The sequence below is a fragment of the Nitrospirillum guanabarense genome, from assembly GCF_034653355.1.
In the GTDB taxonomy this organism is placed as follows: domain Bacteria; phylum Pseudomonadota; class Alphaproteobacteria; order Azospirillales; family Azospirillaceae; genus Nitrospirillum.
On the sequence record NZ_JAYEER010000003.1, the window covers coordinates 1,754,817 to 1,781,556 of the forward strand.

At 66.1% G+C, this 26,740-nt stretch carries 20 protein-coding genes; 4 read left to right on the forward strand and 16 right to left on the reverse strand.

Going from position 1 to position 26,740, the window contains the following annotated elements:
- Window positions 1-93: 93 nt before the first annotated feature.
- From UAA55_RS17020 to UAA55_RS17045, 6 genes are all read right to left on the reverse strand, one after another.
- On the reverse strand, window positions 94-819 hold the full coding sequence (locus tag UAA55_RS17020; protein ID WP_322954171.1) for a hypothetical protein: 726 nt from the start codon (window positions 817-819) through the stop codon (window positions 94-96).
- A 160-nt stretch (window positions 820-979) separates the two neighbouring features.
- Window positions 980-1,492: a flagellar biosynthesis regulator FlaF gene (gene flaF / locus UAA55_RS17025; RefSeq protein ID WP_322954172.1), complete on the reverse strand. Its 513-nt coding sequence runs from the start codon at window positions 1,490-1,492 to the stop codon at window positions 980-982.
- Window positions 1,493-1,984: 492 nt separating this feature from the next.
- Window positions 1,985-3,202 carry an ABC transporter permease gene (locus UAA55_RS17030; protein WP_322954173.1) on the reverse strand — a complete coding sequence of 406 codons (1,218 nt, stop codon included), beginning with the start codon at window positions 3,200-3,202 and terminating at the stop codon, window positions 1,985-1,987.
- Between the two features lie 44 nt (window positions 3,203-3,246).
- On the reverse strand, window positions 3,247-4,410 hold the full coding sequence (locus UAA55_RS17035) for an ABC transporter permease (RefSeq protein WP_322954174.1): 1,164 nt from the start codon (window positions 4,408-4,410) through the stop codon (window positions 3,247-3,249).
- The gene (locus UAA55_RS17040; RefSeq protein WP_322954176.1) at window positions 4,407-5,102 is read right to left on the reverse strand and encodes an ABC transporter ATP-binding protein; all 696 of its coding nucleotides are present in this window, start codon (window positions 5,100-5,102) and stop codon (window positions 4,407-4,409) included. The genes UAA55_RS17035 and UAA55_RS17040 overlap by 4 nt, the downstream gene beginning before the upstream one ends.
- 84 nt (window positions 5,103-5,186) lie before the next feature.
- Entirely contained in the window at window positions 5,187-6,239 is a 1,053-nt protein-coding gene (locus UAA55_RS17045; RefSeq protein ID WP_322954178.1) for an efflux RND transporter periplasmic adaptor subunit, read from the reverse strand.
- 628 nt (window positions 6,240-6,867) lie between these two features.
- Between UAA55_RS17045 and UAA55_RS17050 the strand changes: the two genes are divergently transcribed.
- Window positions 6,868-8,007: an LGFP repeat-containing protein gene (locus tag UAA55_RS17050; protein ID WP_322954179.1), complete on the forward strand. Its 1,140-nt coding sequence runs from the start codon at window positions 6,868-6,870 to the stop codon at window positions 8,005-8,007.
- Between the two features lie 68 nt (window positions 8,008-8,075).
- Here the strand turns inward: UAA55_RS17050 and cysN are convergent, their stop codons facing one another.
- From cysN to UAA55_RS17080, 6 genes are all read right to left on the reverse strand, one after another.
- On the reverse strand, window positions 8,076-10,013 hold the full coding sequence (gene cysN, locus UAA55_RS17055; protein WP_322954180.1) for a sulfate adenylyltransferase subunit CysN: 1,938 nt from the start codon (window positions 10,011-10,013) through the stop codon (window positions 8,076-8,078).
- Window positions 10,013-10,906 carry a sulfate adenylyltransferase subunit CysD gene (cysD, locus tag UAA55_RS17060; RefSeq protein ID WP_322954479.1) on the reverse strand — a complete coding sequence of 298 codons (894 nt, stop codon included), beginning with the start codon at window positions 10,904-10,906 and terminating at the stop codon, window positions 10,013-10,015. The genes cysN and cysD overlap by 1 nt, the downstream gene beginning before the upstream one ends.
- A gap of 376 nt (window positions 10,907-11,282) precedes the next feature.
- Entirely contained in the window at window positions 11,283-11,621 is a 339-nt protein-coding gene (locus tag UAA55_RS17065; RefSeq protein WP_322954181.1) for an Hpt domain-containing protein, read from the reverse strand.
- Complete coding sequence (locus tag UAA55_RS17070; RefSeq protein ID WP_322954182.1) at window positions 11,563-13,875, reverse strand: response regulator; 2,313 nt, start codon at window positions 13,873-13,875, stop codon at window positions 11,563-11,565. Before UAA55_RS17070 ends, UAA55_RS17065 begins: the two co-directional genes overlap by 59 nt.
- A gap of 2 nt (window positions 13,876-13,877) precedes the next feature.
- A complete protein-coding gene (locus UAA55_RS17075; protein ID WP_322954183.1) occupies window positions 13,878-15,683 on the reverse strand; it encodes a CHASE domain-containing protein in 1,806 nt (601 codons plus the stop codon).
- Between the two features lie 165 nt (window positions 15,684-15,848).
- Window positions 15,849-17,810, reverse strand: a complete 1,962-nt coding sequence (locus UAA55_RS17080) for a CocE/NonD family hydrolase (protein WP_416235199.1) — start codon at window positions 17,808-17,810, stop codon at window positions 15,849-15,851.
- 198 nt (window positions 17,811-18,008) lie between these two features.
- Between UAA55_RS17080 and UAA55_RS17085 the strand changes: the two genes are divergently transcribed.
- Window positions 18,009-18,437, forward strand: a complete 429-nt coding sequence (locus UAA55_RS17085) for a spore germination protein GerW family protein (protein WP_322954184.1) — start codon at window positions 18,009-18,011, stop codon at window positions 18,435-18,437.
- A gap of 2 nt (window positions 18,438-18,439) precedes the next feature.
- Here the strand turns inward: UAA55_RS17085 and UAA55_RS17090 are convergent, their stop codons facing one another.
- Window positions 18,440-19,147, reverse strand: coding sequence for a sulfotransferase domain-containing protein (locus tag UAA55_RS17090; protein ID WP_322954185.1), 708 nt, complete (start codon window positions 19,145-19,147; stop codon window positions 18,440-18,442).
- 394 nt (window positions 19,148-19,541) lie between these two features.
- On the opposite strand from UAA55_RS17090, the gene UAA55_RS17095 reads away from it, so the two are divergent.
- Both UAA55_RS17095 and UAA55_RS17100 read left to right on the forward strand, forming a co-directional pair.
- The gene (locus UAA55_RS17095; protein WP_322954187.1) at window positions 19,542-20,606 is read left to right on the forward strand and encodes an NAD(P)-dependent alcohol dehydrogenase; all 1,065 of its coding nucleotides are present in this window, start codon (window positions 19,542-19,544) and stop codon (window positions 20,604-20,606) included.
- A 161-nt stretch (window positions 20,607-20,767) separates the two neighbouring features.
- The gene (locus UAA55_RS17100; protein ID WP_322954188.1) at window positions 20,768-21,148 is read left to right on the forward strand and encodes a hypothetical protein; all 381 of its coding nucleotides are present in this window, start codon (window positions 20,768-20,770) and stop codon (window positions 21,146-21,148) included.
- A gap of 3 nt (window positions 21,149-21,151) precedes the next feature.
- On the opposite strand, the gene UAA55_RS17105 is transcribed toward UAA55_RS17100, so the two are convergent.
- The 3 genes from UAA55_RS17105 to UAA55_RS17115 form a co-directional block, all read right to left on the reverse strand.
- Window positions 21,152-22,432, reverse strand: a complete 1,281-nt coding sequence (locus UAA55_RS17105; protein ID WP_322954190.1) for a DUF3422 family protein — start codon at window positions 22,430-22,432, stop codon at window positions 21,152-21,154.
- Between the two features lie 134 nt (window positions 22,433-22,566).
- A complete protein-coding gene (scpA, locus tag UAA55_RS17110; RefSeq protein ID WP_322954193.1) occupies window positions 22,567-24,717 on the reverse strand; it encodes a methylmalonyl-CoA mutase in 2,151 nt (716 codons plus the stop codon).
- 5 nt (window positions 24,718-24,722) lie between these two features.
- Entirely contained in the window at window positions 24,723-26,729 is a 2,007-nt protein-coding gene (locus UAA55_RS17115; protein WP_322954194.1) for an acetyl/propionyl/methylcrotonyl-CoA carboxylase subunit alpha, read from the reverse strand.
- Window positions 26,730-26,740 lie beyond the last annotated feature (11 nt).

The following is a 26,740-nucleotide window of genomic DNA, read 5'->3' on the forward strand; positions in this document are numbered from 1 at the left end:
TTATCATCACACCTTTGCCAGGAATTCCAAATTAAAAAGCCGGCCATCGGTGATGGCCGGCTTCTTGGCGTTCCTGCAGGCGGAAAGGCCTGTTCAGGCAAACAGATCCATCATGCTGCCCATCAGCTTCTGCGTGCCCGTTTGGCCGATGGTCCAATTCTTCATGGTGGTGATCTGGTCGCTCAGTGCGCCAGAGATCGCGGCGGCGCTAGAGGAGATCGCCGCGGTGGAGGACGCGGCCTTGATCGTCGTGGTGTAGTCCTTGGAATAGTCGCCCGCAGCGACCTGGACACCGTAGTTCACCTTCTGGGTCAGCTTGACGCCCGTGGCGCGCGATATCTTCAGCACATAGGTGCCAGAGTCCAGGGACTGCTGCCCGTTGACCATGGCGTTGTAGGCGTCATACGCCTTGCCGGATTTGCTGTCACTATCCGCCAAGACGACGCCGGTCTTGGTCATGACCTGGACCCGTGTCTGATCCAGGTTCAGTTGACCAAGGTTGATGGCGCCCTGGCGGGCGAGCTTGAAACTGAGGTAATCGGCCTGATCCCCGGCGGCGAGGCTGCCGAAGGCGTTCACGCGCGTTTGACCCTTGGTCACCGTTCCGATGTCGGTGGCAGAGGCTACGGTGTTGTATTGCGACTTCGACACCGACTTGGTGAAGTCCTGCGGCGTGCCGATGGCGTTGGAGGTTTGGGCCGAGCCCTGGGCGGCGATGGCATCATTCTGGGCCGCCAACTGCGACTGGATTTGCGCCAACTGCGCGAACACCGAGGCGTTCGTGCTGGCGCCGGCCGAGGTTGATGCGACGTTGCTCACGGGAACGATCCCCATTGCCGGTTCCCGCATCCACGCGGGAAAGGGTGGTCCTAACTACCTTGCGATAGTCTGCGGAATGAAAGCATAAAATGCAAGGTATTTACGATGATAACCTTCGAAGCGTCTCATTTTCAGCGCCCGTTTTGGCGCCGCCGTTCGTTTAGATCGATATGTTGAACTTGCCCACACCACCCGCGGCCACGCCCGGGGCCATGCCAGGACGTTGCGCCGCAGGGGCGGCTGCCGGCGGCGCCATCAAGGGCGCGCGCGGGGCCATGCCGGCAGGCGTGGGCGCAGGGGCGGCCGCGGTCGTGTCGGCGGGGCGCTGCGACAGGCCGGCGGCGATATTGCGGTTGATGTCGATCAGCGAGTGCAGCTTGGTGACATCCAGGTCGCCCAGCCGCTCGAAGGTCTGGCGGTCGACGATCAGGGACAACACGAGGATCTTCTCGCGCAGATCCTTGGGCAGGGGGCAGTCCGGCTCCGCCATCGACGACTGGAAGATGGTCCACAGGCGCTGGTTCAGTGACAGCGCCTGGCGCAGGGGCTCAGGATTCTCGGGCGTCTGCGCCGCCAGCATCAGCCGGCGGGCGGCTTCCGTCAGGCCCCAGGCTTCGATATCGCGGGGGTTGTCCGACGCGGGACGGTTGGTATATCCGGCCGAAGGCTTCATCAGATCACGTGATCCCTGGCTAACTCGTTTCCAGGCGGCGGGTCCGCGACGCCGTCCGGCAGGTCCTGCCCCAGGGGGAAGGGTCCCGACGGACGGGACGGTACCGATACCGCCCTCTACCTTCACCGGCGGTGCGCCCCATACCGGGCCGCATCGCCGGACCTTCTCAATTCCAACCGCCCCGATGGGGCGGTCCCGCATCGTCGGCTACCCCTTCCAGCGTACCCCAAAAGGGGTTTCAGGCCCGGGACGTATGCCGAAAATGCCGACCAACAAGTATCCCATACTCATTTGGGACCAGCAACCCGGCAACAAATGCCGGTCCAGGCCCCCCTTGGGGGCGGCACCCTTTCAATGATGCAAGGGGCAGGCCATGGGGGCAGGGCGGCGGTCGCCAGTCCTGAGTCCCGTGTTTAGGGCAAAAAGGTAAAAATATTTTGAAGCCCGCCACAGGGTGCCCCGCAGGTTCCACCCGGTGTTCCAGGCGGCGGCTCAGGGCGTGCCGTAGGCCTCCACGATGGGAATGCGCGCCGCGCGCCAGGCGGGGAACACACCGCCGACCAAGCCCACCACCAGGGCCAAGATGAGGCCCTGCAGGGCGACCGCCGGCGTCAGGTGGAAGGTGAAGACGATCTGGGAGAAGCTGGCGCCCGATAGGGTGGAGCCAGTCAGCCCGTCGAACAGCACCCAGGTGACCAGCGTGCCGACGATGCCGCCCACCAGGGCCAGCACCAGGCTTTCCAGCAGGGTCCCGATGAAGGAGGAGGTGCCGCTGAAGCCAATGCAGCGCAGGGTCGCGATCTCCTGCGCGCGCGCCGCAACCGAGCTGTACATGGTGTTCAGGGCGCCGGCCAGGGCGCCGAAGGCCATGGCGATGGCCAATGGCCAACCCAGCTTCTGTATCAGGTCCGAGGTGCGGCTAGCCTGCTGGGCGTAATAGTCGGCCTCCGTCGTCACATCCAGCTTCAGCTGCGGGTCGTTGGTGGCGTAGTCGGACAGGGCCTTCAACGCGTCGGGCCCCGTGAGGCGCACGCGGATGGACTGGAAGACGTTCTGGCGGTGGAACAGGTCCTGCACCTCGGGCGTGTCGGCCCATAGTTCGGATTCAAAGACGCTGCCGCCCAGTTCGAAGGCGCCGACCACCAGCCAGCTGCTGTTGCCCAGCTTGACGGTGTCCCCCACGTTCAGTCCGACGAAGTCCTTCTGCAGGGCGCGGCCCACCAGCAATTCGTTGGTGCCAGGCTTGAAGGGGCGCCCTTCCACGATCTTCAATCCCGGCCGCACGGCGATGCCGGCCTGGCTGAGGCCCCGCAGGGTGAGGTTGGAGCGAGGCGCCTTCTTGAGGTTGCCGTCGGCGGGCACCGCCGTCTTCTTGACGCCGTCCACGATGACATACAGCTCCGGCGACACCAGGGGCTTGCCGTCCGGATCCTTCATGACGCCCGGCGCCTCCTCGATCAGGCGGGCCTGGTCGCGGGTGACGCCGCTGTTCAGCTCGGCCTGGGCGCCCGCCCGCATCAGGATGGCCATGTCCTTGGTGCCCGTGCCGCGCAAGGTCTGCTGGAAGCCGGCCGCCATGGCCAGGAAGGCCAGCAGCACCGTCACCACCAGTCCCACCGCCACCACCGTGGAGAAGGAGGCCCAGAAGCGCTGCGGGATGCTTTTGATGCAGATGGTGGTGACCACCGCGATCTCGTTGAACACGCGCATGAGGTTGTTTCCTTACGGCCCGGGTTTTCTTGCGACCTGGCGGGTCACAGGCGCCCAAGGGCGGTGACGATGTTCAGGCGCAGCGCGTTCCAGGCCGGCAGGAAGCCGGTGACCACCCCCAGAAGCAGCATGAAGGCGACACCCAGGCCGGCGACCGGCAGGGTCAGCGCCAGTCCCGGAATGGCGCCGGACGCGGCCTTGGACAGCACCATCACCAGCAAGCCGGCCACGGCCAGGCCCGGCACGCCGCCCAGCAAGGACAGCAGCACGGATTCCCCCAGCACCTGCCGCCAGATGCGCCAGGAGGGGAAGCCCAGGGTCTTCAGCACGGCGATCTCCTTGGTGCGCTCACGCACGGCCATCACCATGGTGTTGCCGACGATCATCAGGATGGTGGCGAAGGCCGCCCCCACCACCAGGGTGATGATCAGGGCGATGTTGCCCAGCTGGGCCAGGAAGGCCTTGCCGAACGCTTTTTCCGACTGGGTGTCGGTTTCGGAGGTGGAGTTGGCGAACATCTCGTCGATGGTGGCGGCCACCTGGTCATTCACCGCGGCGCTGTCCGTCTCCAGCGTGATCCAGCCCACCGTGTCCTTGCCGAACGTCTTGCTTTCATTGAAGTTCTCGTACTGGAAGATGATGAAGCTGGTGTTGAAGGATTCCTTTGCCGCGTAGGCGATGCCAGCCACGGTCAGCTCCCAGGTGTGGCTGCCGTCCGCCTTGTTGGTGAAGATGTTGGAATTGATGGGGATGCGGTCCCCCACCTTCCAGCCGTACTTCGTGGCGATGGCCTCACCCACCACCATGCTGGTGCGGTCATGGATGAAGGCGTCGCGCGCGGCTGGATCGATGCGCAGGTCGTCGCGATAGATCCGCAAATAGCTTTCCGGATCGACGGCGAAGGTGCCGATCTGGTTGCGCGCATCCTGGTAATAGCCGCCGAACCAGTTGGCGAACGTGATGTTCTTCACACCCTTGATGGCCGCGATCTTGCCGACGTAGGCATAGGGCAGGGGCTGGATGAAGGTGATCTTGTTGACCACCACCAGCCGGTTGTCCGCCGAGGAGTCCACGCCGTGCTCGAAGGCGTAGTGGATGCTGCCCAGCACGCCATAGATGACGAAGGCCACGAAGATGGCCAGCATCATCAGGAAGGTGCGCAGCTTGCGACGGAACAGGTTGCGCCAGAGCAGGTAGAAGTCGCTCATGCCACCAGCTCCCGCTCGGTGAAGCGGCCCTTGTCCAGGTGCAGGGTGCGGCGGGCGTACTTGGCAGCCTCCGGATCGTGGGTGACCATGACGATGGTCTTGCCCATCTCCTGGTTCAGCAGCCGCAGCATGGCCAGGATCTCATCCGCCGTGGTGCGGTCCAGGTCGCCCGTGGGCTCGTCGCACAGCAGCAGCTTGGGGTCGGAGATCAGGGCGCGGGCGATGGCCACGCGCTGCTGCTGGCCGCCCGACATTTCGCGCGGGTAATGGTTCGCCCGTTCCGCCAGACCGACCAGGCTGAGCGCCGCCTCCACCCGCCGCCTGCGCTCCGCCCGTCCGAAGGAGGTGAGCAGCAGGGGCAACTCCACGTTCCGGGCCGCCGACAGGGTGGGCATCAGGTTGTAGAACTGGAAGATGAACCCGACGTTGTGGGCACGCCAGCGAGCCAGTTGCCCCTCCGTCAGGGTGTCCACGCGGCCGCCGTCGAAGGTGATGCTGCCCTCCGTCGGCTGGTCGATGCCGCCCAGCAGGTTCAGCAGCGTGGTCTTGCCCGAGCCGCTGGGCCCCATCACCGCCACGAAATCGCCGGCGGGGATGCTGAGGCCCAGATGGTCGAAGATGGTGATGGTGTCCTTGCCCTTCACGAACCGCTTGGAAACATCCTGCAGGTGAATCAGCGTCTGGCCCGTCATGGCCTCAGGCTCCCGATTGTGGTCGTGGGACGATGGGGATGTAGGGACGGCTGGGCGTGCCGGATCAGGCGCCCCTGCCGTCGTTCAGGCCTTGTCGTTCAGGAAGGTCACCTTGGCCGCCATGTTGGGCAGGATGCGGGGATCCTTGACCGCGATGGTCACGCGCACCTTGATGGTGGCCTTTTCCCGGCTGGCGGTGGGGATGATGGCCAGGACCGAGGCCGGCACCTTCCAGTCCGGGTAGGCGTCCAGCGTCGCCTCCACCTTCTGGCCGGGGCGGACGCGGGCGATGTTGGCCTCGTTCACCTCAACCTCGAATTCCAGACTGTCCATGTCCACCAGGGTGCAGATGCCCGTGCGGGTGAACCCGCCGGACGACATGGGGGAGATGATTTCGCCCGGTTGGGCGTTCTTTTCCGTGACCATGCCGGTGAACGGGGCGCGGACCTGATAGCGGTCCACCATCTCCGCGTCATAGGCGACGGTGGCGCGGGCGGCGTTCACGTCGGCCTTGGACTTCACCAGCTGGGCGCGCAGCGAGGCGGCGCGGGCGTCCGCCTTGATCAGGTCGGCCTCGCTGGAGAACTGGCGGCCGGTCAGGGCGCGCGTGCGTTCCAGCGTCTTTTCCGCGTCCACCAGGTCCGCCTGGTTGGCCACCACGGCGGCCTCGGCCGAGGCCTGGCGGGCCCGTGCCAAGTCCAGGTCGCTGCGGGCCAGCACGTCGTCCAGCGTGGCCAGCACCTGGCCCTTCTGCACCAGCATGCCTTCCTGCACCAGGACCTCGCGTACCCTGCCGGTGACATCGGCGGACACCGTGGCCACACGCCGGGCCACGACGTAACCGGAACCGACGAGGTTGCCGCCGCGCACTTCCGATACCGGGACGGCGGGCGCTGGCTGGGCCGGATTGGTGGAGGCGGCCGGCGCGGGCTTGGCAGGCGCCGTGGCGGACGCTGGATCGCCGCCGCGGTTGAGCAGTCCGGCGGACCAGGCCACCCCCACGGCGACCGCCACGACGGCGGCACCGGCGCCCAGGCCCGCAACCAGCCCGCGCGTCCCACCCCCACGCCGCGCCGGCGGCGGTGCCGTCCGGTCAATGGCGATGGATCGCAAAAGCTCCGCTTTGTCCCGCTGCACCTTCGTCCCCCGACTGGTGTCATCCCAACTGGCACTTCCCCGGCGGCATCATAACGCGGGCGACAATGTCACACCACAAATGGTTGATCTGAAAGGTCCTCAAGGCGAGGGCCAAGGCCGACGCGGTCCATGGAACCGCGCGTCCACGCAACGGAGCCGTACAGGGTGTTCTGCGCGCGCCCACCAGCGTGACAAAGGCCATGGCGACGGCCAAGGGCCAGCCTAGCCTGTGGATGAAGGTCGGGGGCGGCGTACGCGGTAATCTTTTAGATGGGGCTGGGGGGCCATTGCCAGGCGAAATTGATACCTCATTGGACGTAATAGAAATTGCAAAGCCTCACTACATGTACAGGATAAAAACCAATCTCCGCCAATGTATACCTCTCTAGAATAGATCTTGCCAATAATTACCGGATGGTGATTGCCCAGGAAAAGAATCACGTTTATTGATTAAATGCCTTCGGCGTTTTCGCCAATAACCGCCATTAACTTACCGTTAATTATACTTTGAATGTCGCCTGAATCTGGGGCTGATCTCCATTTCATTCTTATAGGGAGTGGAATTATGAAAAATATCTCTTCCGGTCCGAATACAATGTGCGGGCCACTCAAGCAGCATAACCGATCCTTGAACGAAGATGACTTAATCCAGAGGAAGCGAGGTCAAATCGTCGGCTTGATCCACTGGCGTTGCCTTTCCATCCTTGCCGTGCTCCTTCTGCTCGCATCCACAGCCTATGCATTCGCAGTTTCTGGCGCCATCATGGACAAGTGGAAGGCCCTCGGCGGTGAGGGGGGCGTCTTGGGTGGCCTACGGTCGGACGAAGGCAGTGCTCAATTCGGAGGACAATTCGCGCGCTTCGCCTACGGATTCATCTATTCACATCCAGAAACCGGCGTTCATGGTGTGTGGGGGAAAATTGGGGAAAAGTGGGCCCAATTTAACTTTGAGGATTTCGGGTTTCCTATTACTGACGAAACGGGAACGCCCGATGGAAAGGGCCGGTACAATCATTTTCGGCAGGTGAATCTGCCAGGAAAACCTGAAACATCAATTTATTGGACCGGCGAGACTGGCGCCTATGTCATTTACGGCGCAATACGGGCTAAATGGGCCGAATTGGGTTGGGAACGGTTTGGCTATCCCATTACGGATGAGTTGGCGACCCCCGACGGCGTCGGCCGCTTTAATCATTTTCGCCTGATAAATACGCCCGAGAAATGGGAGTCTTCAATTTATTGGACGCCACAGACCGGACCTGTGCCTATTTATGGCGCCATCCGGCTGAAATGGGCGGAAACAGGCTGGGAACGTGGCCCCTTCGGATATCCAACCGGCCCCGAATATCAGGAATATAACGGTTCTCCCATCCGGAGGCAGGACTTCCAAAGGGGATCCATATGGTGGAGTCCCTCGACCGGCGCTCAAACACATCCTATTGCCACCGGTTCGGCACCTCCATCTCCTTCGCCGGTGCCTGCGGCGAGCGCTCCGGTAATATCAGTCAGCGTGGCTCAAAATAAAACATTCGGCGTCACCGGACAAGGTTTCTTGCCAAATAAAACAGTCCACATTCGTGTGGCTGATGACGCATTCCACAACATTTTCTATACAACAACGTCTAATAACTCCGGGGCCATAAACTATCCGGTACAGATCCCGTGCAATCCAGGAGTCCTTCATTTTTCAGCAAACGACGAGAGGACTAATAGATCCGACCTAACAGGCACATTGTGGAGCAATACAGTCAATGTGTCGTGCCAGTAAAACACCTCGGCGCGGGGCATCGTCTGTCAAGACGACGCCTCACGCATACATCCGAGGCCAGTTACGGTTCAGATGGCGGCGCCGTCCACCAGGTCGGCATCCTCATCGAAGCGGGACAGCAGCGTGAAGATGTGGTTGGCCGCCTGCTCGGCGGTCATGGCCTGGGTGTCGATGCGCACGTCGGGTGACTCCGGCGGCTCATAGGGGCTGTCGATGCCGGTGAAGTTCGGGATCTTGCCGGCGCGGGCCTTGGCGTACAGGCCCTTCACGTCGCGTCCCTCGGCCACCGCCAGGGGGGTGTCCACGAACACCTCCAGGAACTCGCCCGGGCCCAGCAGCTCGCGGGCCATGCGCCGCTCCGCCCGGTAAGGGGAGATGAAGGAGACCAGGACGATCAGGCCCGCCTCGACCATCAGCTTGGACACCTCGGCCACGCGGCGGATGTTTTCCACCCGGTCGGCGTCGGTGAAGCCCAGGTCGCGGTTCAGGCCGTGGCGGACATTGTCGCCGTCCAGCAGCATGGTGTGGCGGCCATGGGCGTGCAGCTTCTTTTCCACCAGGTTGGCGATGGTGGACTTGCCGGCGCCGGACAGGCCGGTGAACCACAGCACGCGCGGACGCTGGCCCTTCATCTGCGACCGGGCGCGCTTGTCCACATCCAGCACCTGCCAGGGCACGGTGCGCACGATGGCGGAACGGATCAAGCCGGCGGCCACCGTCTCGTTGGTCAGGCGGTCGATGAGGATGAAGCCGCCGGTGTCGCGGCTGTTGCGATACACATCGAAGGCGATGGCCTGGTCCAGGCTCAAGGTCGCCAGGCCCACCTCGTTCAGGCTGAGCGTCTTGGTCGCCAGCTGTTCCAGGGTGTTGACGTTGATCTTGTGCTTCAGCGTCGCCACCGTGGCCGGCACCGACTTGGCGCCCAGCTTCAGGATGTAGGGGCGGCCGGGCAACAGCGGCGCTTCCGACATCCACACCAGCGTCGCCTCCATCTGGTCGGCGGTTTCGGCGGCCTCATCCAGGGTGGAGATGATGTCGCCGCGGCTGATGTCGATCTCATCCGTCAGGGTGAGGGTGACGGACTGGCCGGCGACGGCCAGGGGCAGGTCGCCATCGTGGGTGACGATGCGCGCCACCCGGCTTTCCTGGCAGGAGGGCAGGACCCGCACCCTGTCGCCCGGGCGCACGGTGCCGGCGGCGATGGTGCCGGCATAGCCGCGGAAGTCCAGGTTGGGGCGGTTCACCCATTGCACCGGCAGGCGGAAGGGCTGGCTGGCGCGGACGTCGGCGACCTCGACCGCCTCCAGATGCCCGATCAGCGTGGGCCCCTGGTACCAGGGCATGGCGTCCGTCAGGGTGGTGACGTTGTCGCCCTTGAGGGCCGACAGCGGAATGGCCTGGATGTCGGTCAGGTCCAGTTGCCGGGCGAAGGCGCGGTATTCCGCGACCACACGGTCGAAGACGGCCTGGTCATAGCCCATCAGGTCCATCTTGTTGACCGCCAGCACGATCTTGCGGATGCCCAGCAGGGACACCAGGAAGCTGTGCCGCCGCGTCTGGGGCAGCACGCCCTTGCGCGCGTCGATCAGGATGATGGCGAGGTCGGCGGTGGACGCGCCGGTGACCATGTTGCGCGTGTACTGTTCATGGCCGGGCGTGTCGGCCACGATGAACTTGCGCCGGTCGGTGTTGAAGAAGCGGTAGGCGACATCGATGGTGATGCCCTGCTCCCGCTCCGCCGACAGGCCGTCGACCAGCAGCGCAAAGTCCAGGTCGCCGCCCTGCGTGCCCACCTTGCGGCTGTCGGCCTCCAAGGTTGCCAACTGGTCCTCGAACAGCATCTTGCTGTCGTACAGCAGGCGGCCGATCAGGGTGCTCTTGCCATCGTCGACGCTGCCGCAGGTGATGAAGCGCAGCAGGCTCTTGGATTGCTGGGCCGCGAGGTAGCGCTCGATCTCGGACACGCCTGGCTCCGGCGTCTCGGGCAGGGGGGTATCGGGGGCCATCAGAAGTACCCTTCCTGCTTCTTCTGTTCCATGGAGGCGCCACCGTCCCGGTCGATCACGCGGCCCTGCCGCTCCGACGTGCGGGCCAGCAGCATCTCGCGGATGATGGCAGGCAGGTTGTCGGCGTCGCTGTCGATGGCGCCGGTCAGCGGGTAGCAGCCCAGGGTGCGGAAGCGCACGCGGCGCATCTGCGGCGTCTCGCCGGGCTTCATGGGCAGGCGGTCGTCATCGACCATGATCAGGGCGCCGTCACGCTCCACCACCGGGCGTTCGGCGGCGAAATACAGCGGCACGATGGGGATGTTTTCCAGGTAGATGTATTCCCAGATGTCCAGCTCGGTCCAGTTGGACAGAGGGAAAACGCGGATGCTCTCGCCCTTGTTCTTGCGCGCGTTGTACAGCTGCCAAAGCTCGGGGCGCTGGTTCTTGGGGTCCCAGCGGTGCTGCTCGTTGCGGAAGCTGAAGATGCGCTCCTTGGCGCGGCTCTTCTCCTCGTCGCGGCGGGCGCCGCCGAACGCGGCATCGAAGCCGTAACGGTCCAACGCCTGTTTCAGCGCTTCCGTCTTCATCACCTGGGTATGGATGGCGGAGCCGTGGGTGAAGGGGCCGATGCCGCGTGCCAGGCCTTCCGGGTTGGTGTGCACCAGCAGGTCCAGGCCCAGATCCGCTGCCCGCTGGTCGCGGAAGGCGATCATCTCGCGGAACTTCCAGGTGGTGTCCACGTGCAGCAAGGGAAAGGGCGGCTTGGCCGGATAGAAGGCCTTCATCGCCAGGTGCAGCATCACCGCGCTGTCCTTGCCGATGGAATAGAGCATCACCGGGTTCTGCGTCTCGGCCACCACTTCCCTCAGGATGTGGATGCTTTCGGCCTCAAGCCGCTGGAGGTGCGTCAGCCGGGGGGCTGGAAAGGTGCCTGCAAGTGCTGCGGGAAGGGGGAGGGGGGCTGTATGATGCTGTCCAACACTGCCGCGTCTTTCACGTCAATCACTCTGTCCATCACGCCTAGGCCGCCGTCTTATACGGCTGACAATCTAATCCGCCTGCGGTCGCACACCAAACGGACATGACTGCTCGTCGGCTATTCCTCAATACCCTGTCAACGGATGTATAAAGGAAACTTTCACAGTGGGCATTGCGATTATGGAATTCCTGTAGCCGCGAAAAATACCTGCATGATTGCGTAATAAATAACACGCGAACGGTGTATTTTTCGTTAACGATCAGGGGCACGCAGGTTTCCTGGGAAGCGGGAGGGGTGGCCGGCAAAACTCAGTCCGCCGTTTCCAGGAAATGCCGTCCCAAGGCGCGCCAAGACTGGGGCCCCAGGGTGCCGATCAGCCCGCCCAGGGCGCGGGCGCGGGCGGCGTCGCCAGCGTCGCAGGCGGACTGCAGCTGGCGCGCCGCTTCCTCCAGTCGTCTTAATCCACAATTCCCGGCCGTGGAAATAAGGTCGTGGGCCTGCTGGCCCAGGGTCCGCAGGTCGGGGGCGTCATTGTTGGCCGCCAGGCGCGCCACCCTGTCCACCCGGTTCGCGCCGTTGCCGATAAAGTCACGCACCAGCCGGTCGAAGGCGGTGGGGCCCGCCACCGGCCGCAACCGGCCCAGCACGGTCTCTTCCAGCAGGGGAAGGTCGGTTCCGGCCCCCGCCGGCACCGGCGCCGGTGGGGGGCGGGGACGGGAGCCTCCGACGCCATGGCGACGCCCCCCCACCGCTGGACCTGGCGTCGACAACCTGCAGCATCTGCTGCTGGCGGAAAGGCTTATAGACGCAACCGTCCATGCCGGCGGCCGCATAGTCGGCGCCCATTCCCGCCATGGCGTTGGCGGTCATGGCCAGGATGGGGGTGCGGGCCCGGCCTTCCGCCGTTTCCGCCGCCCGGATGCGCCGCGTGGCCTCCATGCCGTCCATCACCGGCATCTGCACGTCCATCAGCACGATGTCGTAGCGGTCGCGGGCGCAGGCCGCCACCGCCTGGGCGCCGTCCTCAACCACCGTGACGGCGTAGCCCGCCTTGCGCAGCATCAGGCTGGCCACCGCCTGGTTGGTGGGATTGTCCTCCACCACCAGCACACGGCGGCCCCGGCCGTCCGGCGCCGTCTCCGGCTCCGCCGCCGGTTGGGGCGCGCAGGGAGGCACCAGGCAGCCAAAGGCGCGGGCCACCGCCTCGTTCAGGGACAGCCGGCGCACCGGCTTGGCCAGCAGCGCGTCATAGCGGGCGTCCACCGGCTGCTGGTCCGGTTCGATGGAACTGACCAGGATGACGCGCAAGTCCCGGAAGCGGGCGTCGGCGCGCACCCGGGCCACCACCTCCGGCCCGTTCAGGCCCGGCATACGGTTATCGATCAGCAGGATGTCATAGGGATCGTCGCCGCCCGCCGCCGACCATAACCGCGCCAGCGCCGTTTCCCCGTCCGGCGCCTCATCCACCCGCAGGCCCAGGTCGAAGCTGAGGTTGTGGGTCAGGATCAGCCGGTTCATGGCCAGGTCGTCGACCACCAGGGCATGGCGTCCCCGCACGCTTTCCAGCGAGGGCAGGGGCGCCGTGGCCGGTTCCGCCGGCGCCAGCGGCAGTTCGAACCAGAAGACGGAGCCCTGGCCCGGCGTGCTCTCCACACCGATGTCACCGCCCATCAATTCCACCAGCTGCTTGCAGATGGCCAGCCCCAGGCCGGTGCCGCCGAAGCGGCGGGTGACGCTGGCGTCCGCCTGGGTGAACTTCTGGAACAGGCGCCGGGCCTGGTCGTCGTTGAGGCCGATGCCGGTATCCTGCACGGTGAAGCGCAGCCGCCGCGTGCCTGGTGCCGTGCCGGGCAGGCAGGTGACGACGACACTGACCCAGCCGCGGTCGGTGAACTTCACGGCGTTGCCGGCCAAGTTCAACAGCAGCTGGCGCAGGCGGGTGGGATCGCCGTGCCAATGCCGCCGCGCCTCCTCCACCACCAGCACGCCCAGTTCTATGCCCTTGTCGCGGGCGCGGGGCGCCAGGATGGCGGCCACCCCCTCCACCAAGTCACCCAGGTCGAAGGACAGGTTCTCCAGGTCGACCTTGCCCGCCTCAAGCTTGGAAATGTCGAGGATATCGTTGATGACGCCCAGCAGGGCGTCGGCACTGTCGCGGATGGTCTCGGCGTAGCCGCGTTGCTCGGCACTGAGGCCGGTGCTGTCCAGCAGCAGCTGCACCATGCCCACCACGCCGTTCATGGGGGTGCGAACCTCGTGGCTCATATTGGCCAGGAAGTCGTTCTTGGCACGATTGGCCTCTTCCGCCCGGCGCTTTTCCGCCGCCAAGGCGCGAGCGCTTTCCCGCGCCGCCGTCACGTCCCAGTTCACGCCCACGATCTTGAGGGGCTGGCCCTGCGCGTCGCGTTCCACCAGGCCATTGGCCTTGATGTGGCGGATGGCGCCATCGGGAAGGCGGATGCGGAATTCCGTGTCCAGGGGTATCTCGCCGCGCACGGCGGCCTGCACCTCGGCCAGTACGCGGCCCAGATCATCCGCATGGCAGCGGGCCTGCCAGGTGGCGAAGGTCAGGGGCCGGGGGGTGTCGGGGTCGACGCCATACAGCTGGAACATGCGGTCGTCCCAGACCAGTTCCTGGGTCGCCAGATCCAGTTCCCACACGCCGATGCCGCCGGCCTGCGTCGCCAGGGTCAGGCGCTTGCCGGCGGCCATCAGCTTGGTGTTGATGGCGCTCAATTCCCGCGTCATGCCCTCCGCGATGGCCGTGGCGCGGGCGCGCACAAGGTGCAGATTGGCGGTCAGCGCCGACAGCATCAGGGCGATGAAGGCCAGGCTGGCCGCGGCCAGCGCCGCCCCCGCCTGGCCCGCGGTGGCGAAGCTCGCGGCCCGCGACCAGGCCAACGTCAGGGCGTGCCCCCCTCATCCACCCGGCTGACCTGTTCCGCCATGCCCAGCCCGGCGGCTTTCAGGCCAAGGCGCGCGGCCAGGCGGCCGCCCAGGGTATCGGGGGATATCTTGCGATACAGCAGGGCGTCGGGCCGCACCTCGCCGCCGTCGTACACCGCGACATTCACCTCCTCCACCATGTCCCGCAGCGCCTCGCGGAAGAACACCTCGGAGATGAAGGGGGCGTAGATCCAGCACCGCAGGGCCTGCCGGCGCTGCGCCACCGTATCCAGCGGCTTGCCCGGCATGTAGACGGGGATGAAGTAAAGGAAACCCGCGCGCCGCTGCGCGTCCTGCACCAGGATGATGCGCTTGGTCATGGCTGGCAGGCCGGTGTCGCGGGCGCGGAAGGCGGCGTCGCGGCGGTTGGCCTCCGTCGCCACGTTCAGGCCCAGGGCCGGGGCGTTGACGCCCGCCGGCTCGATGTAGGTGATGACGTCGTATTCCAGCGCGTCGGCGAAATCGTCCAGCACCGGTTCGGTGGAGGCGGCGTGCAGCTTGAAATCGGGCGCGCCATCGGCGCGAACGCGTGCCAGGAAGGCCTCCAGCCCGTCGGGCGCCACGGGATAGATGACGCCGATGCCGTTGATGCCGGGGTAGCGGCCGTCGATGTTGATGGTGCCGGCGAAGGCCCGCCATTGGGCGCGACCCACGGGCAGGCCGGTGGCGTACAGGGCGGCGCCGGATTCGAGCGCGTTGGAATAGACCAGCAGGCGTTCATGGATGCGGGCCATGGCGCTGTCCACGATCTTGCCCAAGTGGGCCTCGTCGCGGGCGCGGGCGATGTCCGTCCGGTCCATGAAGACGCCGGTGGCCACCAGGCAGCCCACCAGGAAGACGGTGGAGCCCAAGCGCGCCGACTGATGGGGGATGTCGGAAAAGACGATGGCGGTCAGTGCGAAGGTGGCCAGCATGGCCTGCATGTTCAGCAGGCTCTGGTTCAACGTGGCGTCCATGAAGGGGCCGAGGCCGGCGGCCGTACCCAGCACATAGGCCACGGCCGCCGCCAGCACCACCAGGTGGGCGGCGGCTGGGCCATAGCGGCGGGCGGCCAGCAGGATGGCGGGATACAGCAGGAAGATGCCCAGCGCCGCCGCAGGGCCCAGCAGCGTGCGCGCCACCGGCAGGAAGGGCAGCACCAGCGCGGCCGCCGTCAGCCCCAGCACAGGCAGCAGGTCGCTGAAGAGCGTGGCCCACAGGCGGGACGGGCGATAGTCGGCGGCCTTGGCTTCGCGCAGGGCCACCAGCAGCGTGGTGATGATCAGGATGCCCAAGGCGTCGCCTGTCCACCACGTGACCCAGATGGCGCCCAGGTTCACGTTCCAGGACAGGTTGCCCGCCACCAGCAGCGCGCTGATGCCGATGGTGGCGCTGCACACCGGCGCCACGATGGCGGCCAGCCCGTGGGCGGCGGCGCGGGAGATCTGCAGGCGTTCCTTCTCGATGCCGTCGATGCGCGCGAACAGTAGCGCGCCCAGCATCGCCTCGCCCGTGTTGCCCAGGGCGATGAAGGCCGCCGTCAACAGTCCCACGCCCGGTGTCAGCAGATTGGCGATGAAGGCGCCGATAAGGACGAAGGGCCAGGTGCCCATGCCGAAGATCAGCAGCCCCGCCACCGCCAGGCCCGAGGCCGGCCACACCGGGCTGGCGCTGTCGCTCAGGCTGGCCAGGGCAAGTCCTAGCCGCGCCGTTCCCAGATATGCCGCCGCCAGGACGAGGATCTTCAGCGAAGTGGCCAGGGCGTACCCCGGGAATGGACGCATGACGCCGCCTGTTCTCGCACCTGCGCGCCGTGGCGCGCTTTCTCTACGGGCGCCAAGTCTAACGGCATGGGCCGGGGGATAGAAGCGGTGCAATCGGGGGGCGAAAAAATTGGCCGGGCGGTTGGCCGCCCGGCCTTTTGTCCTTCCCGCCCCGGGGGTTAGGCGTCAGCTGGCCGGCACGACGGGCAGGTCGATGAAGCTGGCCTGCGCGCCCTGGTGGAACACGCGCTGCGTCGCCTTGCGATAGTCGCCCGGCTTGGCCAGGAAGATGTTGTCCACGAAGGTCTGCGGGTTGCGGTCGTAGAGGGGGAACCAGCTGGACTGCACCTGCACCATGATGCGGTGACCCGGCAGGAAGACGTGGTTGGCGTTGGGCAGTTCAAACCGATAGCGCTGCACCTTGTCCGCCGGAATGGCGGAGGGGTGTTCCAGGCTGTCGCGGTAGCGGCCGCGGAAGATGTCCATGCCCACGGCCAACTGATAACCGCCCATCTCCGGATGCGACGGCACCTCGTCCGGATAGACGTCGATCAGCTTCACCACCCAGTCGCTGTCGGTGCCGGAGGTGGAGGCGTAAAGGTTCACCACCGGCGCGCCACTGATCTTCATCGGCGCGGTCAGCACATCGCTGGTGTAGACCAGCACGTCGGTGCGGTCGGCCACGGCGCGCTGGTCGGTGACCAGCCAGCGCTTCCAGGCGTCGCCGTCGCCGAAGCGCACCGGGCGCGGCACGTAGGGCACGGGCTTGGCGGGGTCGGAGACGTACTCGTCATAGGCCGGGCCACCCTTGGCCGGGGCGGTGAAGCCCAAGCCGCCGTTGGCCTGCAGGTATAGGGGCCTGGGTGTGGCGGCGCAGCCGGTGGCGCAAGCCGTCGGCCACTTCTGCAAGTGGCGCCAGACGTTGGTGCCGCTTTCGAACACCAGCACCGGCGGCGTGTCGGCCTTGGGCGCGCCGTCCTTCAGGTGTTCATCGAGGAAGGGCAGCATGGTGTTGCGGCGGAAATCCAGGGCGGTGTCGCCCTCGAACTTCAGCGGACCCAGCGTGCTGCCGTCATAGTTCACACCGCTGTGCCGCCAGGGGCCCAGGACCAGATAGTTCAAGGTGTTGTTGGCGTCCTTGGGCTCGATCGCCTCATAGGTGTGGACGGCGCCATACATGTCCTCCTGGTCCCATAGGCTGGCCACGATCATGGTGGGCACGGTGGGGGCGCGGGCGCCCAGGATCACGTCCAGCGCCTGGTTCTGCCAATAGGCGTCATAGGCTGGGTGCTCGATCAGCTTGTGCCAGAAGGGCAACTGCTCCAGCCCGTATTGCCGGGCGAAGCCGTTCGCGGAGCCGGCGCGCAGGAAGGCGTCGTAATCGTCGTAGATGCCGCGCGGGATGTCGCTGCCTTCGCCCCTCACCGTCGTCTGGTGCTGGAAATAGTCGAAGTTGGTCTGGCGGAAGGCGCCGTTGTGGAACCAGTCGTCGCCTTTCCAGCCGTCGACCATGGGGCTCATGGGCACGGCGGCCTTCAGGGCGGGATGCGGGTTCACCAACGCCATCAGCACCGTGAATCCTTCATAGGAGGAACCCACCATGCCGACCTTGCCGTTGCTTTCCGGCACGTTCTTCACCAGCCAGTCAATGGTGTCGTAGGCGTCGGTGGCGTGGTCGACCTCGCTGTCGTTCAGGGGGCCGCGCAGGGGGCGGGTCATGACATAGTCCCCCTCCGACCCGTATTTGCCCCGGATGTCCTGGAAGACGCGGATGTAACCCTCGGCCACGAAGCTTTCGTCGCCCATGGCCAGCGTCGCCTGCATGTGCGGGCTGGTGGACCGCTTGGCGCGCTTGGTGGCGTTGTAGGGCGTGCGCGTCAGCATGATGGGCGCGCCTTTGGCACCCACGGGGATGACGATGACGGTGTGCAGCTTCACGCCGTCGCGCATGGGGATCATGACGTCGCGCTTGATGTAGTCGGCGCCCTGGATGGTGCTGTCGACCTTGGCCGGGATGTCGGGCGCCAGGTACGGCGTGGTCGGCACCGTTTGCGCCAGGGCCGTCGTGGCCAGCAGCACGCCGATACCCATGCCCGCGCCGGCGCGCGCCCACCCGCCGCCCGCCCGTCCCACCTTGAACCACGCCATGAACCTAGCCCCTTTATCCGATATCCACTTGGCCCACGGGTGCCGCGGGCGGAATGACGATACCGGGGTAGGTTTTCCGGTCAAATGGCGTTCGGTAACGGATCTGTTACAGAAAGTTCGGTAAATTCTTTGGGTGGAATTATTCCATGATGATACCCGCCGTGATAGTGTTGCGTCGCAACAAGGAGGTTCGTCGCCATGCTGCTCAATCCTTTTCTCGCCGATCCCACCAAGACGCTGACCCAGGACCTGCTGACGGAGTTCGAGACCATCCTGGGCAAAGGGGTCCTGGGCGCGCCGGTGGAGATTCCCGGCGGCCTGATCGTGCCCGTCAACATCACCACCTTCGGTGTCGGCGTATACGGCGGCAGCGTCTGGGGTGAGGCCGTGGGGGGCGGGGGCGGGGGCGGCGTCATTCCCGCCGCCGTGCTGGTGGTGCAGGACGGCAAGGTGACCTTCCACCCCATTGCGCCCGAGACCACCAAGGCCGCGGCGGAGCATGTGACCGCCATGGTCGCCCGGATGCGGGGGCCGCGCGTGCCGCAGCAGGACGATGTGCCGGCGGCGTCAACGACCCCGGCGGCCGCCGCTCCCGCGATCACCGTTCCCGCCACCATCGACGCCTGACCTCAGGCCCCATCCGGGACCTCAGCCGGGATCCCGGCCGGGACCGGGGCGTCAGGCGGCAGGTAATAGGCGGCCAGGAAGGACCAGAAGGCGTTGTCCATCAAGGCCCGCGCCCGGTCCGGCAGTGTCCTGTACTTGCCAACCGCGCCATCGCCGATATGCGTCCTGTGCCAGTGGGTGACGGGATCATAGAGGTTGGGGTTGACCTCCGTACCGGCATTCTCGACGAAACGGCCGGTATCCTCCAGCTGGGCCAGCGTGCGCTTCACCGTGTGGGTCAGCAGGCCCTCATGGATGGCGCGCAACGCCGCGTCCTGCGCCGTCATGCCGATGAAGTCGGCGATGCGCCCCACGGATTCCGGTTGGTCGTGGAAGCCGTCCTCATAGCGGAACACCAAGGTGCGCCGGCCCTGGGCGACGCAGGACTGTACCCGGCGCACGCTGCGCAACACATAGGCGAACGCCTCGTTGAAGGGCTGGTCGAAGCGCCGCATCAGCGAGGCGACGCAGTCGCGTGGATCGCGCAGGGTGATGATGGTGGGGATGTCCTCGTGCGCGATGCGCAACTGCATCATGGTATCCGGATGGTGGGTCTTCAGCACCACCGGCACCTTGGCCTTTTCCCCGATGCCGACATAATGCGCCAGGTCGTTGGCGTAGCCGGACTCGAAGCCGGACTCGCCAAGGGCATGGGAAAGCAACTGCCGCACCACGTTGAACGACCAGGTTGAAGCGCTGCCCGGTATGCCGACACAAATTATTGCATCGTTGTCACCAAAATCGGCGACACTTTCATTATTTTGCAACATTGCAATTACCGACCGCTAATATTACTGAGCCCCATCCTGCTCTCGGTTCTTTACACGCGCCGGGCGGGATAATTGGTCGCACTTTTATCCACGCCGTCGGTCGTGTCTCAGGTCACGATATTCTTGATGGCCAGCGTCACCGAATTTTTCGCGCGGCCAGCTTGGGGATGGTTGAACTAAGTCACTCGACTTCCTATATCGGGCGGGTAGGGTTTGGGGGGCGGATCGCCCGCACCGGGGGGGACACCGGAAGCCCTGCCTCATATCAGGATCAAGCCATCAGAGAGGGGCTGACGTGATCAAGACCTTGGGATATGCGGCCTATAAGGCCAAGGACGCCCTGGCGCCATTCACCTTTGAGCGCCGGGACCCCCGTGACCACGATGTGGTCATCGAGACCAAGTACTGCGGCATCTGCCATTCCGACGTGCACCAGGCCCGCGACGAATGGGGTGGCAGCGTGTTCCCCATGGTGCCGGGGCATGAGATCGTCGGCGTGGTGACCGAGGTCGGCGCCGGCGTCACCAAGTTCAAGGTGGGCGACCGGGTCGGCGTCGGCTGCTTCGTCGACAGTTGCCGCACCTGTGAATACTGCCGCCAAGGCCTGGAGCAGTACTGCACGCAGGGCATCACCGCGACCTACAATGGGTATGAGCGCGATGGCACGACGCTCAGCCAGGGCGGCTATTCCAGCGCCATCGTGGTGGACGAGAACTACGTGCTGCGCGTTCCGGACAAGCTGCCGCTGGACGCCGCCGCCCCGCTGCTGTGCGCCGGCATCACCCTTTACTCTCCGCTGGTGCATTGGAAGGCCGGCCCAGGCAAGAAGGTGGCCATCATCGGCCTGGGTGGCCTGGGCCACATGGGTGTGAAGCTGGCCCATGCCATGGGAGCCGAGGTCACGGTGCTGAGCCAGTCGCTGCGCAAACAGGACGACGGCAAGCGCCTGGGCGCCGACCACTTCTACGCCACCTCGGACAAGGAGACGTTCAAGAAGCTGGCTGGCACCTTCGACCTGATCATCAACACCGTGTCGGCGCCCATGGACTGGAACGCCTACCTCGGCCTGCTGAAGGTTGACGGCACCATGGTGGTCGTGGGCATTCCCGAGGGTGAGGTGCCGGTGGGTGCCTTCTCGCTGGTCATTGGTCGTCGCAGCCTGGCAGGCTCCATGATCGGCGGCATCCAGGAAACGCAGGAGATGTTGGACTTCTGCGGCAAGCACGGCATCGTCAGCGACATCGAAACCATCGCCATCAACCAGGTGAACGAAGCCTATGAGCGTGTCGTCGCCAGTGATGTCCGATATCGTTTCGTTATCGATCTGGAGACGCTGAAGAGCGCCGGCGCCGGTTTCTAAGGCGTTACGTTTCCGACTTTGGATCGGACGGCGGGGCCATTCCGCCGTCCGCTTCATTTTGCTGAAATGGAATTTAGGTTGCGCTGGGCGCGTACCGGTTGTGGCCGTTCCGGACGCGGACTACGCTCAAGGTCATCGAATGACCCTGAAGCGGTGACCCCATGCGTCCTGGTGTGCTGATCCTTGCCGGTGTGGTCGCCGCGCTGTCTTCTGGCGCCTGGGCCCAGACCGCCACCAGTCCGGCCGCCAATCCAGCCACCAGCCCGGCGGCCGGCCCGGCGGCACCGCCCGCGCTGAGAAGGGACGAAGTGCCCCGTGACATCATCGTCACCCCGCAGGTGCTGCCGACGCCGGAGGAGGAGCAGGCCTACCACGATGCGGAATATGCCCGCCTCAAAGCCATGTTCGGTCCACCGGAGTTGCCGCCCATCTCGCGGGGAGATGCCATGAGCCGGGATGAGACACAGAACACCGGCACGGTGGCCGGGCCCAAGGCGGTGAATTGTCCCGACATCGTGGCCTGTTACGCGCCGCCGAAATAAATCTCAATGCGGCACGTTGCGCCGCAGCCAGCGGGCGGCGATGGCGACCACGCCGGCGCAGACCGGCACGGCGATGGCCACGATGCGGCTGGTGGAAGGCCAGCCCTCCGTCTCGGGCAGGCCGTGCATCACCTTTTCCACCAGCGACACCAGGTAATAGGTGATGCCCACGATGGACAGGGCCTCCACCGCCTCCTGGATGCGGACATGCATGCTGGAATTGCGGTCCAGCGAGGTTAGCAGGGCCGCACTCTGGCTGGACAGGCCGACATCCACGCGCGTGCGCAGGCTGGCCTGGGCGCGTTCCATGCCGGCGGCCAGTTCGCCCTGCAGACGGGCGGCGGCCTCCACCGTCCGGATGCCGGGGCGCAGGCGGCGCTTCAGGAACAGGCCCACGCGTTGCAGGCCGGGAATGCGGTCCTCCCGCAGTTCGTCCAGACGCTCGCTGACGATCTCGCCATAGGCCAGGCTGGCGCCGAAGCGCCAACGGTTGCGCGTCACCAGATGGCCCAGGTCGACCGCCAAGTCGGTCAGGCTGTCCAGGATGGCGCGGTCCTCCGCCGGGGTCTTGCTGTCGCGGATGCGGCCGACGGTGTCCTCCAGCCGGCGCTCCATGTCGGTCAGCACCGCCATGGTCTCGCGCGCCTGGGGGAAGGCCAGGAAGGCGGCGGCGCGGTAGGTTTCGATCTCCAGGATGCGCTGCACCAGGCGGCCCAGCCGGTCGTCGGTCAGGCCCCGGTTCTGGATCAGGGCGCGGCTGTAGCCGTCGTCATCGATGTGGAAGTCCAGCGCCACCCAGGCCTCACCGCCGTTGACAATGGCGGCGGCGCAGCTGCCGGTGGGAAAGCGGGCGGCCAGCGCCCCGGGATCGGGCTGTCCCTCCGCCTGTTCCACCTGGATATGGACGGCCGCCAGGCGCTGGGCGCCCAGGGGGCCGAACACGCCGTCCAGCAGGGTTTCCACCGCCCGGCGGGTCTCATTCCCGTCGGTGCCGGTGATGGCGACGCTGATGCTGAGGAATTCGGTATGGTGTTCCCACTTCACCTGCGCCGGCCGGCCGGCGATGGCCGTGGCGATGACGCCATAGCGCGGCGCGCCGGCGTCGGAGGAGGGCAGGGCCTCCAGCACGGTCAGCAGGCGGCCGGCGCAGGCCGACCCGTCCGCCGGGGTGCAGAGATAGGTGGCGTGGAAGACCTCCACCGGCGCCTTCACCGGCATGGCCATGCGGGAGTGCAACTCCTGCATCAGCACGCCGCGCAGCGGGTGGTCTGCCTCTATGCCCATGATGTCCTACCCCTCACGCCGTAAGCCGAAGTAACGGGAAATGCTAACACAGGGGAGACGTCAAACCAGGGCGGAGCCCCGTGCGCTGGGCGCACAGGGTATTTCCCTCGCTGCATGGCTCGGCGGCTTGCCGGTCAGGCCGCCGCCGGGCGCCGCTTCTGCAAAATCTCCAGGATTTCAGCGGCGGCCGTGGGGATGTTGGTGCCCGGGCCGTAAATGGCCGCCGCCCCCGCCTGGTACAACATGTCATAGTCCTGGGGCGGGATGACGCCGCCGCACACCACCAGGATGTCACCCGCACCCTGCGCCTTCAGGCTGTCGATCAGGGCCGGCACCAGGGTCTTGTGCCCCGCCGCCTGCGACGACACGCCGATGACATGCACGTCGTTCTCCACCGCCTGGCGGGCCGCTTCCTCCGGCGTCTGGAACAGGGGGCCCACGTCGACGTCGAAGCCGATATCGGCGAAGGCCGTGGCGATGACCTTGGCGCCCCGGTCGTGGCCGTCCTGGCCCATCTTCACCACCAGCATGCGCGGCCGGCGACCTTCCGCCTCCGCGAAGGCCTCCACATCCTTGCGGATGCGGTTGAAGCCCTCATCGCCGTCGTAAGCCGAGCCGTAGACCCCGCTGACGGAGCGGATGACGGCGCGGTGGCGGGTGAACACCCGCTCCAGCGCGTCGGAGATTTCGCCCACCGTGGCGCGGGCGCGCGTGGCCTTGATGGCCAGGTCCAGCAGGTTGCCGGTGCCGTCGGCCGCGCCCTGGGACAGGGCGTCCAGCGCGACCTTCACCGCCGCGTCGTCGCGGCTGGCGCGGATGGTGTTCAGGCGGGCGATCTGGGCCTCGCGCACGGCGGTGTTGTCGATGTCCAGCACCTCGACCCGCTCGGGGTTCTGCGGCCGGTACTTGTTGACGCCGACCACCACCTCCTCGCTCCGGTCGACGCGGGCCTGGCGGCGGGCCGCCGCCTCCTCGATCATCAGCTTGGGCAGGCCGCTGTCCACGGCCTTGGTCATGCCGCCCATGCCCTCCACCTGGTCGATCAGCTTCTCGGCCTCGGCCGCCAGGCCGTGGGTCAGGCTTTCCACATAATAGCTGCCGCCCAACGGGTCCACCACATGGGGCACGCCGGTTTCCTCGGCGATGATCAGCTGGGTGTTGCGGGCGATGCGGGCGGAGAAGGGCGTGGGCAGGCCCAGCGCCTCGTCAAAGCTGTTGGTGTGCAGCGACTGCGTGCCGCCCAGCACGGCGGCCAGGGCCTCGATGGTGGTGCGCACCACGTTGTTGTAGGGGTCCTGCTCCGTCAGGCTGACGCCCGAGGTCTGGCAATGGGTGCGCAGGGCCAGCGACCGCGCATCCTGCGGGTCGAAATGCTTCTTCATCAGCTTGGCCCACAGCAGGCGGGCGGCGCGCAGCTTGGCCACCTCCATGAAGAAGTTCATGCCGATGGCGAAGAAGAAGGACAGGCGCGGGGCGAACTGGTCGACCTTCAGGCCCTTGGACGCCGCCGCCCGCACATACTCCAACCCGTCCGCCAGGGTGAAGGCCAATTCCTGCACCGCCGTCGCCCCGGCTTCCTGCATGTGGTAGCCGCTGATGGAGATGGAGTTGAACTTGGGCATGTTCAGCGCCGTGTACTCGATGATGTCGGCCACGATGCGCATGCTGGGGGTGGGCGGGTAGATATAGGTGTTGCGGACCATGAACTCCTTCAGGATGTCGTTCTGGATGGTCCCGGACAGCTTGTCCTGGCTGACACCCTGTTCCTCCGCCGCCACGATGTAGCCGGCCAGAACCGGCAGCACGGCGCCGTTCATGGTCATGGACACGCTCATCTTGTCCAACGGGATGCCGTCGAACAGGATCTTCATGTCCTCCACGCTGTCGATGGCGACACCGGCCTTGCCCACGTCGCCCACCACGCGGGGGTGGTCGCTGTCATAGCCGCGGTGGGTGGCCAGGTCGAAGGCCACCGACAGGCCCATCTGGCCCGCCGCCAGGTTGGCCTTGTAGAAACGGTTGCTTTCCTCCGCCGTGGAGAAGCCGGCGTATTGCCGGATGGTCCACGGCCGGTGGCTGTACATGGTGGCCCGGGGACCCCGCGTATAGGGCGCGAAGCCGGGCAGGGTCTGAAGTTCCAGCCCCTCCAGATCCGCCGGGGTGTAGAGCGGCTTCACCGCGATGCCCTCGGGCGTGGTGCGCACCAGGCCTTCGGGGTCGGCACCGAATTCCTTGGCGGCCAAGCGCTGCCAATCGGCCAGGGTCTTCTCGGGGAAGTCGCTCATGATGGTCACTCGAACTCGATGATGATCTGGTCGACGGCCAGGGACGTGCCCTTTTCGGCCGCGATCTTCTTGACGGTGCCGTCGGATTCGGCGCGCAGGATGTTTTCCATCTTCATGGCCTCCACCACCGCCAGTTCCTGCCCGGCCTTGACCTCGTCGCCCACGGCCACCGCCACGGTGACCAGCAGGCCCGGCATGGGCGACAGCAGGAACTTGGACATGTCCGGCTTGGCCTTGATGGGCATCAGGGCCGCGAACTCCGCCGCCCGGGCGGTCAGCACCTGCACCTCCAACTCCGCACCGCCGTGGAACAGGCGGTAGCCTATGCCGGTGCCGTCCACCTGAACGGCCAGGGCGTGGCCGTCCACGGTGCCGGACCACAGCGATTGGCCGGGGTGCCAGTCGGTGTTGCGCACCGCGTGCGTCCGGCTGTCCAGCGTCACGTCATGGCCGCCGTCCACGGTGACGATCTCCGCCGGATGGTTGTCGCGGCCGCAGCGCACCACCCAGGCGGCGGGCACCACGCGGTGGTGGCCGGCCATTTGGCCGGAGATGGTCGCGTCCCGCTCCACCCGGCTGCGATGAATACTGGCGGCCATGGCCAGCAGGCGGGTCAGCACCTCGGCCGGCAGTTCGCGGCCGTGGAAACCGTCGGGGAATTCCTCGGCGATGAAGTTGGTGGTCAGGCGCCCCTCACCGAAGCGGCGGGATTCCACCAGGGCCGCGAGGAAGCTGATGTTGTGGCCCACGCCGCGGATCTGGAAGCGGTCCAGCGCGTCGCCCATGGCGGTGATGGCCGTGGCGCGGTCGGGGCCGTAAGTGATCAGCTTGGCGATCATCGGATCGTAGAACATGCTGATCTCGCCGCCCTCATGGATGCCGGTATCCACGCGGACGACAGCCCCCTCCTGGGCGGCGGGACCTTCCGCCGGGGGACGGTAACGGGTGACGCGGCCGATGGACGGTAGGAAGTTGCGCGTCGGTTCCTCCGCGTACACGCGGGCCTCCAGCGCCCAGCCGGTCAACTTTACGTCATCCTGGGTGATCGGCAGCTTCTCACCTGCCGCCACGCGGATCATCAGCTCCACCAGGTCCAGGCCGGTGATCATCTCCGTCACCGGATGTTCCACCTGCAGGCGGGTGTTCATCTCCAGGAAGTAGAAGTTGCGGTCCTTGTCGACGATGAACTCCACCGTGCCGGCGCTGCGGTACTGCACCGCCTGGGCCAGGGCCACGGCCTGCTCCCCCATGGCCTTGCGCGTGGCTTCATCCAGGAAGGGGCTGGGGGCCTCCTCGATCACCTTCTGGTGGCGGCGCTGGATGCTGCATTCACGCTCACCCAGATAGACGCAGTTGCCATGGGCGTCGGCCATGACCTGGATTTCGATGTGCCGGGGCTCGGTCACGTACTTCTCGATGAACACCCGGTCGTCGGCGAAGCTGGAGCGCGCCTCGTTGCTGGCGCTGCGGAAGCCTTCGCGCGTCTGGGCATCGTCCCAGGCCACGCGCATGCCCTTGCCGCCGCCGCCGGCCGACGCCTTGATCATCACGGGATAGCCGATGTCGTGGGCGATGCGCACCGCCTCCTCATCGTCCTTGATGACGCCGAGGTAACCGGGGACGGTGGAGACGCCGGCGGCCTTGGCCAGCTTCTTGGACTCGATCTTGTCGCCCATGGCCCCGATGGCGTGGACGTCCGGGCCGATGAAGGCGATGCCGGCGGCCTTCAAGGCCTCGCAGAACGCGGCCTTTTCCGACAGGAAGCCATAGCCGGGATGCACGGCCTCGGCCCCCGTCTCCAGGCAGGCCTGGATGATGCGGTCAGCCACCAGATAGCTCTGGGCCGACGGCGCCGGGCCGATGGCCACGGTCTCGTCCGCCATCTGCACGTGCAAGGCGCCGGCGTCGGCCTCGGAATAGACGGCGACGGTCTTGATGCCCATGCGGCGCGCCGTCTTGATGACCCGGCAGGCGATCTCGCCCCGGTTGGCGATCAGGATCTTGGAGAACATCAGAGGCAGCC

What these genes read in the sequence shown, in the direction of transcription:
- UAA55_RS17040 (WP_322954176.1), bottom strand. Translation starts at nt 5,102, where the DNA reads ATGACGGGCCAGACGCTGATTCACCTGCAGGATGTTTCCAAGCGGTTC.
- UAA55_RS17105 (WP_322954190.1), bottom strand. Translation starts at nt 22,432, where the DNA reads ATGGGCATAGAGGCAGACCACCCGCTGCGCGGCGTGCTGATGCAGGAG.
- UAA55_RS17035 (WP_322954174.1), bottom strand. Translation starts at nt 4,410, where the DNA reads ATGAGCGACTTCTACCTGCTCTGGCGCAACCTGTTCCGTCGCAAGCTG.
- UAA55_RS17030 (WP_322954173.1), bottom strand. Translation starts at nt 3,202, where the DNA reads ATGCGCGTGTTCAACGAGATCGCGGTGGTCACCACCATCTGCATCAAA.
- UAA55_RS17075 (WP_322954183.1), bottom strand. Translation starts at nt 15,683, where the DNA reads ATGCGTCCATTCCCGGGGTACGCCCTGGCCACTTCGCTGAAGATCCTC.
- UAA55_RS17100 (WP_322954188.1), top strand. Translation starts at nt 20,768, where the DNA reads ATGCGTCCTGGTGTGCTGATCCTTGCCGGTGTGGTCGCCGCGCTGTCT.
- UAA55_RS17085 (WP_322954184.1), top strand. Translation starts at nt 18,009, where the DNA reads ATGCTGCTCAATCCTTTTCTCGCCGATCCCACCAAGACGCTGACCCAG.
- scpA (WP_322954193.1), bottom strand. Translation starts at nt 24,717, where the DNA reads ATGAGCGACTTCCCCGAGAAGACCCTGGCCGATTGGCAGCGCTTGGCC.
- cysN (WP_322954180.1), bottom strand. Translation starts at nt 10,013, where the DNA reads ATGGCCCCCGATACCCCCCTGCCCGAGACGCCGGAGCCAGGCGTGTCC.
- UAA55_RS17080 (WP_416235199.1), bottom strand. Translation starts at nt 17,810, where the DNA reads ATGGCGTGGTTCAAGGTGGGACGGGCGGGCGGCGGGTGGGCGCGCGCC.
- UAA55_RS17115 (WP_322954194.1), bottom strand. Translation starts at nt 26,729, where the DNA reads ATGTTCTCCAAGATCCTGATCGCCAACCGGGGCGAGATCGCCTGCCGG.
- flaF (WP_322954172.1), bottom strand. Translation starts at nt 1,492, where the DNA reads ATGAAGCCTTCGGCCGGATATACCAACCGTCCCGCGTCGGACAACCCC.